Here is a 7,836-nt window from a genome sequence, read left to right as displayed (position 1 = left end):
GGAGGCGGCCGGTCGTGAGGGGTGTGCGCGGGGGGCGGAGGTGGTGGCCGCCCGCTCGTCGGCGGCGCATCCGGTGGCGAGGGCGGTGGTGAGCCCGGCGGCGACGCGCAGGGCCGAGCGGCGTCGGATCGGTTCTGCCTTGGTCACCCGCCTATTTAAGGGGGATGACCGACAAAAGCCGCTTACCGACCCGAGGGCCTTAAGAATTACTGGATGCCAACGGAACTTAATCTTCATTTAGCAGGCCCGTGGCCCACGTCACCGATGATTCATTTGGACGTTTCCGGGGACGTCTGCCATGATCGGTGGCACGACCCCCATTGACCCGGGCCAGGTCGTCGTCAGACGCCGCGGACAACACCCCCCACCGTTCGCGGCGCACCACACGAAAGCCCCCGCGGCGCCGCACGACGGCGAGAACGGGGGCTTTCGTGCGTCCGGGGCGCGGCCGCCTCAGCGGTCGGCGACCCGCATCTCGAACCAGGTCGTCTTGCCGCGCGGCAGCAGGTCGACGCCCCAGCGGTCGGAGAGCTTGTCGACGAGGAAGAGGCCGCGGCCCGAGATGTCGAAGTCCTGCACGGGCATCAGACAGGGCAGCCCGCGGGACGGATCGCGCACCTCCACGCGGATCCAGCCGCGACGGCGCAGCATGCGCAGCCCGAAGACGCGGGCGCCGGTGTGCCGGACCGCGTTGCCGACGAGCTCGGAGACGAGCAGCACGGCGTCCTCGGTCATCTTCGGGGACAGGCCCCACTGCCGTAGCACGATCACCTGCGCGAGCCGGCGGGCGGTCGCCGCGGATTCGGGCCGCGACGGCAGCGGCACCTCCGCCTCGGTCGGATTGCCGAACAACTCCAGTGCCCTCAGGGCGTGTTCGTCCTCGACCGCGGGAGACCAGCGCGCGGCGGTCGCACTCCCGTGCCGCCGTGGTTGTTCGACACCCTCAAGCCCCGCCATGGCTCCATGATGGCTGCACAGCGGGGTCCGCGGGGCCGTTCCGGCTGAATAAGCCCCCCGGAACGCCTCATTCCGGGGAGCGTTTTGGCATATGCCTGTGGCAGATCGGGCCCCCGAAAGTCCTCACTGACCTGCGATGACTCACCGTGCGCGGGCGACCCTTGATCGTTACGAACGCGGCGGGCTTAAGGCTGCCTTAAGGAGCCGATAATGCGCTCCAACGGGGTATGTGATCAACTCCGCTTGCCCGCAAGGGAGTTGACCGACGCCCCTGAAGGCCCGTCAGGCGAACTTCGCCTTGCCGGGGCCATCCTCCACAAAGCTGCGCATACCGGTCTCGCGGTCCTCGGTCGCGAACAGGCCCGCGAACCAGGTGCGCTCAAGGGCGAGCCCCGTCTCCAGGTCCGTCTCCAGACCGGCGTCGATGGCCTCTTTGGCGGCGCGCAGCGCGATCGCCGGGCCCTGCGCCAGCTTCGCCGCCCAGGCGTGCGCCGCCGTGAAGACCTCCTCGGCCGGGACCACCCGGTCCACCAGACCGAGCGCGAGGGCCTCGTCGGCCTTCACCTGCCGGCCGGTGAAGATCAGGTCCTTGGCCTTGGCGGGGCCGATCAGACGGGCGAGGCGCTGGGTGCCGCCCGCGCCGGGGATCAGGCCGAGCAGGATCTCCGGCTGGCCCAGCTTGGCGTTGTCGGCGGCGATGCGGACGTCGGCGCACAGCGCCAACTCGCAGCCGCCGCCCAGCGCGTAGCCCGTGACGGCGGCGACCACCGGCTTCGGGATGCGGGCCACCGCGCTGAACGAGTCCTGCAGGGCGCGGGACCGCACGACCATGGCCGCGTGGTCCATGGCCTGCATCTCCTTGATGTCCGCACCGGCCGCGAAGACCCTCTCGCTGCCACGGACGACCACGGCCCGGATGTCGTCCCGGGCCGTGGCCTCCTCGGCGAGTTCCTTGATGCGGTCCTGGACGGCGACGTCCAGGGCGTTCATCGGGGGGCGGTCGAGGCGGATCGTGCCCACCCCGTCGGCGATTTCCAGATGTACGGTCATGCCCCGCAGGTTAGCGGGCGTTCACCGCGTGGCGACCCGTGCGGTGCGTCACGTGGTCTCCCGCCTCCGCGCCGCCCCGCGTCACTTCTTCCAGTCCGCCCAGGACATGTTCCAGCCGTTGAACCCGTTGTCCGGGGCCACCGTCTGGTCGTGGGTGTTCTTGACGACGACCACGTCGCCGATCATCGACTGATTGAAGAACCAGGCCGCCGGGACCTTGCTGTCGTAGCCGCCGCGGACGTCGCGCAGGCCCACGCAGCCGTGGCTGGCGTTGTAGTTGCCGAAGGCGCCGCCGCCCCAGTAGTTGCCGTGGATGAAGGTGCCGGAGGTGGTCAGGCGCATGGCGTGCGGGACGTCCTTGATGTCGTACTCGCCGCCGTAGCCGACCGTCTCGCCGTTCATCCGGGTCACCGCGAGCTTCTCGCTGATGACCATCTGGCCGTTCCAGGTCTCGTAGCCCGGCTTGCCCGTGGTGATCGGGATCGTCTTGAGGGTCTTGCCGTCACGCTTGACCGTCATCTTGTGGGACTTGGCGTTCACGGTGGAGATCTGGCTGCGGCCGATGGTGAACTTCACCGTGCGGACCTGCTTGCCGTAGACGCCGGGCCGGCCCTCGACGCCGTCGAGGTTGAGCTTGACGGTGACCTCGGTGCCGGCCGCCCAGTACTTCTCGGGACGGAAGTCGATGCGGTCGTTGCCGAACCAGTGGCCCTCGACCGGGACGGAGGGCTCCGTCGTGACCGTGATCGCCTTCTCGACGTCCTCGGGGTGCGTGATGCCGCGCGTGAAGCGGACCGAGAACGGCATGCCGACGCCGACCTTGGAACCGTCCTCCGGCGTGAACGTCCCGACGAAGGTGTTCTTCGGGGTCAGCGTGGTGAACGTGGTGTCCTTGGCCGACTCCCGGCCGTCCTTGTCCTTCGCCACCGCGTGGACCTTGTACTTGGTCGAGGCCGCAAGGTGGTGGGCGGGCGTCCAGCTGGACGCCCCGGTGATCTCGCCCTGCACCGGGTTGCCCTGGGAGTCGGAGACCTTCACCTCGGTCAACTCGCCCTTGTCAGCCGTGACTTTGAGCGCGCCGCTGGTGGCGACGCCGCCCGCGCCGTCCTTCGGCGCGACGGTCACGACGGCCTGCGACGGTTTGTTCGCCCCGCCCGCCTTGTCCGCCTGACCCTTGCCGTCGTGACCCGAGTCCGATCCACCCCCGCCACCGCACGCGGTGACCAGCAGCAGTGCCGCCCCCAGCAGAGCCGCCGATATCGGTCGTCGCCCGTTCAAGATGTTCTTCTCCCCTCGCACGGCCCCGGTCCAGGGCCCGCACCCCTGCGCTCCGCGCGCACTGCGAAAGATTAACCTCACGACCTGGGAAAACGGATCCCCGCTTATGTCACCGTTTAGTCCCAACGCCCCGCGGCGGGCCCCCCTTTCGGGCAATTCGCGGCTACGAACCCGCGGCGGCGCCCGCCTTCCACTGCTTCCAGTTCATGTTCCAGCCTCCGAGCCCGTTGTCGGGAGCCACTTCCTTGTCGGCGCTGTTGCGCACCTCGACCACGTCGCCGATGAGCGTGCGGTCGAAGAACCAGCCCGCGGGCGTGAGCGAACTGCCGCCCTTCACATCGCGCAGACCGACACAGCCGTGGCTGACGTTGCTGGACCCGAAGACCCCGCCCGACCAGTAGTTCCCGTGCAGGAACGTGCCCGAGTCGGTGAGCCGGATGGCGTGCGGCACGTCCGGGATGTCGTACTCGCCGCCGAAGCCGACCGTGCGGCTGTTCATCCGGGTCACGTCGAGCATCTCGGTGACGACCATCTTCCCGTTGTACGTCGTCGAGCGCGGCGCCCCCGCCGTGATCGGCAGGGTGTCGACCAGCTCCCCGTCCCGGCGCACCTCCATCGTGTGCTCCGCGGCGTCGACCAGGCTGACCTGGCTGCGGCCGACGGTGAAGGAGAACTTCTTGTGCTGCAGGCCGTAGACGCCGGGGGCGGCCTCCACGTCGCGCAGGTTCAGGTCGACGGTGACCTTGGTGCCGGACTTCCAGTACTTCTCCGGGCGGATGTCGAGCCGCGTCTTGCCGAACCAGTGCGGGGCGACGGCCACGGCGGGCCGCGCGGTGACCTTGACGGCGCGCTCCACGGCGGCGCGGTTGTCGATGTCCCGGTTGAACTCCAGCTTCACGATCATGCCGGTGCCGACGGTGGCCCGGTTCTCGGGGGTCACGTAGCCGATGAAGCGCTCGTCGGGGACGAACGTGGTGAAGGTGGTGTGGCGCGCCATGCGACGGCCGTGTCCGTCGACCGCGACCGCGTCGACCGTGTACTTCGCGGCGAGGGTGAGCCGGTCGGCGCCGGGTCCGGTGGGACGCCAGCGCATGGCGTCGTCCTCGAGGCGTCCGGGCACCGCCTCCTCCTGCGCGTCCTGGATCCGCACCACCTTGACCGACTCCAGCCTCCCCTCCGGAACCTCGACCTTGAGCCGCCCGTCCGCCTTCACGTCCTTGCTCGTGTCGTCCGGGGTGACCCGGATCAGGTCCTCCGGCGAGCGTGGCTTGCCGAACACCTCGTTCGAGTCGCATCCGGCGAGCCCGCCGACCAGTCCTGCCCATGTCAGTACGGCGGCCAGTGTCGCCCCTGCGCGCCGCGCGCGCCTCACAGCTGTTCTCACGCCAGGCCAACGACGCTCCCCCTGTCGGGGAAACGTGAGTGCGACGCCAGCTCTGGGCAGAACAGTGGGGAGGACTACGCACCGGGGAGCCGCGGCCGGGACGCCGCACGCCCCGTTTCGCGACGAGCCGTGGAGCCGCGGGAGGCCGACAGGTGTCGAGCGCAGCCGAGCAGGAGGCAGTGCGGGCCGGTACGCCGGCCCAGCGGACGGGCAACGGGAGGCCGCCCCTGCGCACGTCCGTGGCGCCCGGCCAGGACCACGAACCCGCTCTCCCGGTCGGGCCGGTGCGGCCCGGCACCCCCATGCCGCTCGGTGCCCGGTTCCGGGTCGGAGCGGACGGCGTCGCGGGCACGAACTTCGCGCTGTGGGCCGGGGGCGCCGAATCCGTGGAGCTGTGCCTGTTCGACGAGGAGGGGCACGAGCGCCGGTCGCCGCTGGCCGAGACGACCCATGAGATCTGGCACGGCTTCGTGCCGGGCGTGCGGCCGGGGCAGCGCTACGGCTTCCGGGTGCACGGGCGCTGGGACCCGTGGACGGGCGCCCGCTGGAACCCGGCGAAGCTGCTGCTCGACCCGTACGCCCGCGCGGTGGACGGCGAGTTCCGGCTGCCGCCCGAGGTGTACGGGCACGTACGGGACTGGCCCGAGCAGCACGTGGCCGACACCGTGCGCGACGGCCGGGACTCCGCGCCGTACGTCCCGAAGGGGGTCGTGGTCCACGACGACGCCCCCGACGACGAGTGGGTGGACGACCGGCGGCCCAAGACGCCCTGGGCGGACTCCGTCATCTACGAGCTGCACGTGCGCGGCTTCACCCGTCAACACCCTGACATTCCGCAGGAGTTGAGGGGCACGTACGCCGGGCTCGCCCATCCCGCCGCGATCGCGCACCTGACCCGGCTCGGGGTGACGGCCGTGGAGCTGCTGCCGGTGCACCAGTTCGCGCACGAGGACCATCTGCTGCGCCGCGGCCTGAAGAACTACTGGGGCTACAACTCGATCGGCTACTTCGCCCCGCACGCGGGCTACGCGGCGTCCGGCACGGCCGGGCAGCAGGTCGGCGAGTTCCGGCGGATGGTGCGGGCGCTGCACGACGCGGGGATCGAGGTGATCCTCGACGTCGTCTACAACCACACGGCGGAGGCGGGCGAGCTGGGCCCGACGCTGTCGCTCAAGGGCATCGACAACCGCGGCTACTACCGGCTGCAGGACGACGCGCGGCGCTACGCGGACTACACGGGCTGCGGCAACACGCTGCACGTGGTCCAGCCGCACGTGCTGCGCCTCATCACGGACTCGCTGCGCTACTGGGTCACGGAGATGGGCGTCGACGGCTTCCGCTTCGACCTCGCGGCGGCGCTCGCCCGCTCGATGCACGACGTCGACATGCTGTCCCCGTTCCTCGCGGTGATCGCGCAGGACCCGGTGCTCAGGCGCTGCAAACTGATCGCGGAGCCCTGGGACGTCGGCTCGGGCGGCTACCAGGTCGGTGCGTTCCCTCCGCTGTGGACGGAGTGGAACGACCGCTACCGCAACGCCGTACGGGACTTCTGGCGCGGTGCGCTGCCCGACGTACGCGATCTGGGGTACCGGCTGTCCGGCTCCAGCGACCTGTACGCGTGGGGCGGGCGGCGGCCGTACGCGTCGGTCAACTTCATCACCGCGCACGACGGCTTCACGCTGCGCGACCTCGTCTCGTACGAACGCAAGCACAACGAGGCGAACGGCGAGGGCAACCGGGACGGCTCGGGCGACAACCGGTCCTGGCACTGCGGCGTCGAGGGCGAGAGCGCCGAGGAGTCCGTACTCGCCCTGCGCAGGCGGCAGTTGAGGAACCTGCTGACGACGCTGCTGCTGTCGACCGGGGTGCCGATGCTGGTGGCGGGCGACGAGTTCGGGCGCACCCAGCGCGGCAACAACAACGCGTACTGCCAGGACAACGAGATCAGCTGGGTCGACTGGGGGCTCCTGGCGGAGCCCGGCTGGCGGGCCCTGTTCGACCTGACCACCCGCCTGATCGCCCTGCGGCACGCACATCCGGTGCTGCGGCGGCGGGCGTTCTTCTCGGGGCGGGCGCACTCGGCGGACGGGCTGCGGGACCTGGCCTGGTTCACGTCGCGCGGTACGGAGATGACGGAGCGGGACTGGTACGCGCCGGCGGCGACCCTGGGCATGTATCTGTCCGGCCGCGACATACCGGGCCGGGACGCGCACGGCGAACCCGTCGAGGACGACAGCTTCCTGGTCGTCCTGCACGCGGGCGACGGCACGGCGCGTTTCGTGCTGCCGGGCGAGCCGTGGGCCCGGGAGTACGAGGTGGTCGTCGACACCGGCATGGAGGCGCAGGACGCGCCGCCGGGTGTGGTGCACCCGGCCGGCGCGGTGATCCCGGTGGCGGGGCGGACGGTGCTGCTGCTGCGCGTGCGGGAGTGAGGGGTCCGGCCGCCCCCGCCGGGTCGCGGAGGGGGCGGGATCAGGGGCGCGGCTCGCCCCGGTAGGTGCCGAAGGACCACTTGTTGCCCTCGGGGTCGAGGATCGCGAACTCGCGGCTGCCGTACGGCTGGTCCGCGATCTCGCGCAGGACCTTGACGCCCGCGTCGACGAGGTGCGCGTACAGCTCGTCGACCCGGTCGGTGACGACGTACGCGCCGAACGTGCCCGGCTGCTGGCACCACGTGCTCGGATCGGCGTCGGGCTTGTGCGAGCCGAGCATGATGCCGCCGCCCTCGGGCCAGTCGAGCTGGGCGTGCGCGACGAGGCCGCCGTCCTCGTAGACCGCGGTCCGCAGGAAGCCGACCGTGTCGACGAGGAAGTCGATCAGGGCGGGGGCGTCGGCGGCCTGGAGGGAGGGCCAGACGGCCGGTTCGCGCGGGGTGCCCTGGGTGCTCTGTGTGGTGTTCATGAGTCCGATTCTTCGCCGTTGCGGTGGCTGCCGGCTTGGATGTTCCGGCACTCTTCGGCGAGCCACGCCGTGGGGCTCAGGCCCGTGTACTGGTGAAAGGCGCGCACCAGGTGCGAGTGGTCGCTGTAGCCGTGTGCGGCGGCGGCCCCTGCCAGGTCGGGCGGCGTGCCCGCGGCGACCCGGCGCACGACGGCGGCCTTGGCGTGCTGGAACCGCATGAGCCGGGCGGCCTGCCCGGGGCTCAGCCCCGTCTCGGCGCGGAAGAG

General features: G+C 70.9%; 7 protein-coding genes. 1 reads left to right on the top strand and 6 read right to left on the bottom strand.

Going from position 1 to position 7,836, the window contains the following annotated elements; genetic code table 11:
* Positions 1–453: 453 nt before the first annotated feature.
* The 4 genes from G3I40_RS42595 to G3I40_RS42580 form a co-directional block, all read right to left on the bottom strand.
* Positions 454–957: an ATP-binding protein gene (locus G3I40_RS42595; protein ID WP_164560151.1), complete on the bottom strand. Its 504-nt coding sequence runs from the start codon at positions 955–957 to the stop codon at positions 454–456.
* A gap of 282 nt (positions 958–1,239) precedes the next feature.
* On the bottom strand, positions 1,240–2,007 hold the full coding sequence (locus G3I40_RS42590) for an enoyl-CoA hydratase-related protein (protein WP_164560150.1): 768 nt from the start codon (positions 2,005–2,007) through the stop codon (positions 1,240–1,242).
* Positions 2,008–2,088: 81 nt separating this feature from the next.
* Positions 2,089–3,285: an Ig-like domain-containing protein gene (locus G3I40_RS42585; RefSeq protein ID WP_164560149.1), complete on the bottom strand. Its 1,197-nt coding sequence runs from the start codon at positions 3,283–3,285 to the stop codon at positions 2,089–2,091.
* A gap of 163 nt (positions 3,286–3,448) precedes the next feature.
* Positions 3,449–4,657, bottom strand: coding sequence for an Ig-like domain-containing protein (locus tag G3I40_RS42580; protein ID WP_343245203.1), 1,209 nt, complete (start codon positions 4,655–4,657; stop codon positions 3,449–3,451).
* 164 nt (positions 4,658–4,821) lie between these two features.
* Between G3I40_RS42580 and glgX the strand changes: the two genes are divergently transcribed.
* Complete coding sequence (gene glgX, locus G3I40_RS42575; protein WP_164560147.1) at positions 4,822–7,101, top strand: glycogen debranching protein GlgX; 2,280 nt, start codon at positions 4,822–4,824, stop codon at positions 7,099–7,101.
* 40 nt (positions 7,102–7,141) lie between these two features.
* Here the strand turns inward: glgX and G3I40_RS42570 are convergent, their stop codons facing one another.
* Entirely contained in the window at positions 7,142–7,570 is a 429-nt protein-coding gene (locus tag G3I40_RS42570) for a VOC family protein (RefSeq protein ID WP_164560146.1), read from the bottom strand.
* A partial coding sequence (locus G3I40_RS42565) for a helix-turn-helix domain-containing protein (RefSeq protein ID WP_164560145.1) occupies positions 7,567–7,836 on the bottom strand: 270 nt, incomplete at its 5' end. The genes G3I40_RS42565 and G3I40_RS42570, both read right to left, overlap by 4 nt.

Origin of the sequence: Streptomyces sp. SID14478, from assembly GCF_010548525.1 — a bacterium.
Taxonomy (GTDB): Bacteria; Actinomycetota; Actinomycetes; order Streptomycetales; family Streptomycetaceae; genus Streptomyces.
The sequence above is the reverse complement of the archived record's forward strand: the minus strand, read 5'-3'. Positions and strand labels throughout refer to the sequence as shown.

Coding starts and splice junctions, on each gene's coding strand:
- G3I40_RS42595 (WP_164560151.1), bottom strand. CDS start 957: ATGGCGGGGCTTGAGGGTGTCGAACAACCACGGCGGCACGGGAGTGCG.
- G3I40_RS42590 (WP_164560150.1), bottom strand. CDS start 2,007: ATGACCGTACATCTGGAAATCGCCGACGGGGTGGGCACGATCCGCCTC.
- G3I40_RS42570 (WP_164560146.1), bottom strand. CDS start 7,570: ATGAACACCACACAGAGCACCCAGGGCACCCCGCGCGAACCGGCCGTC.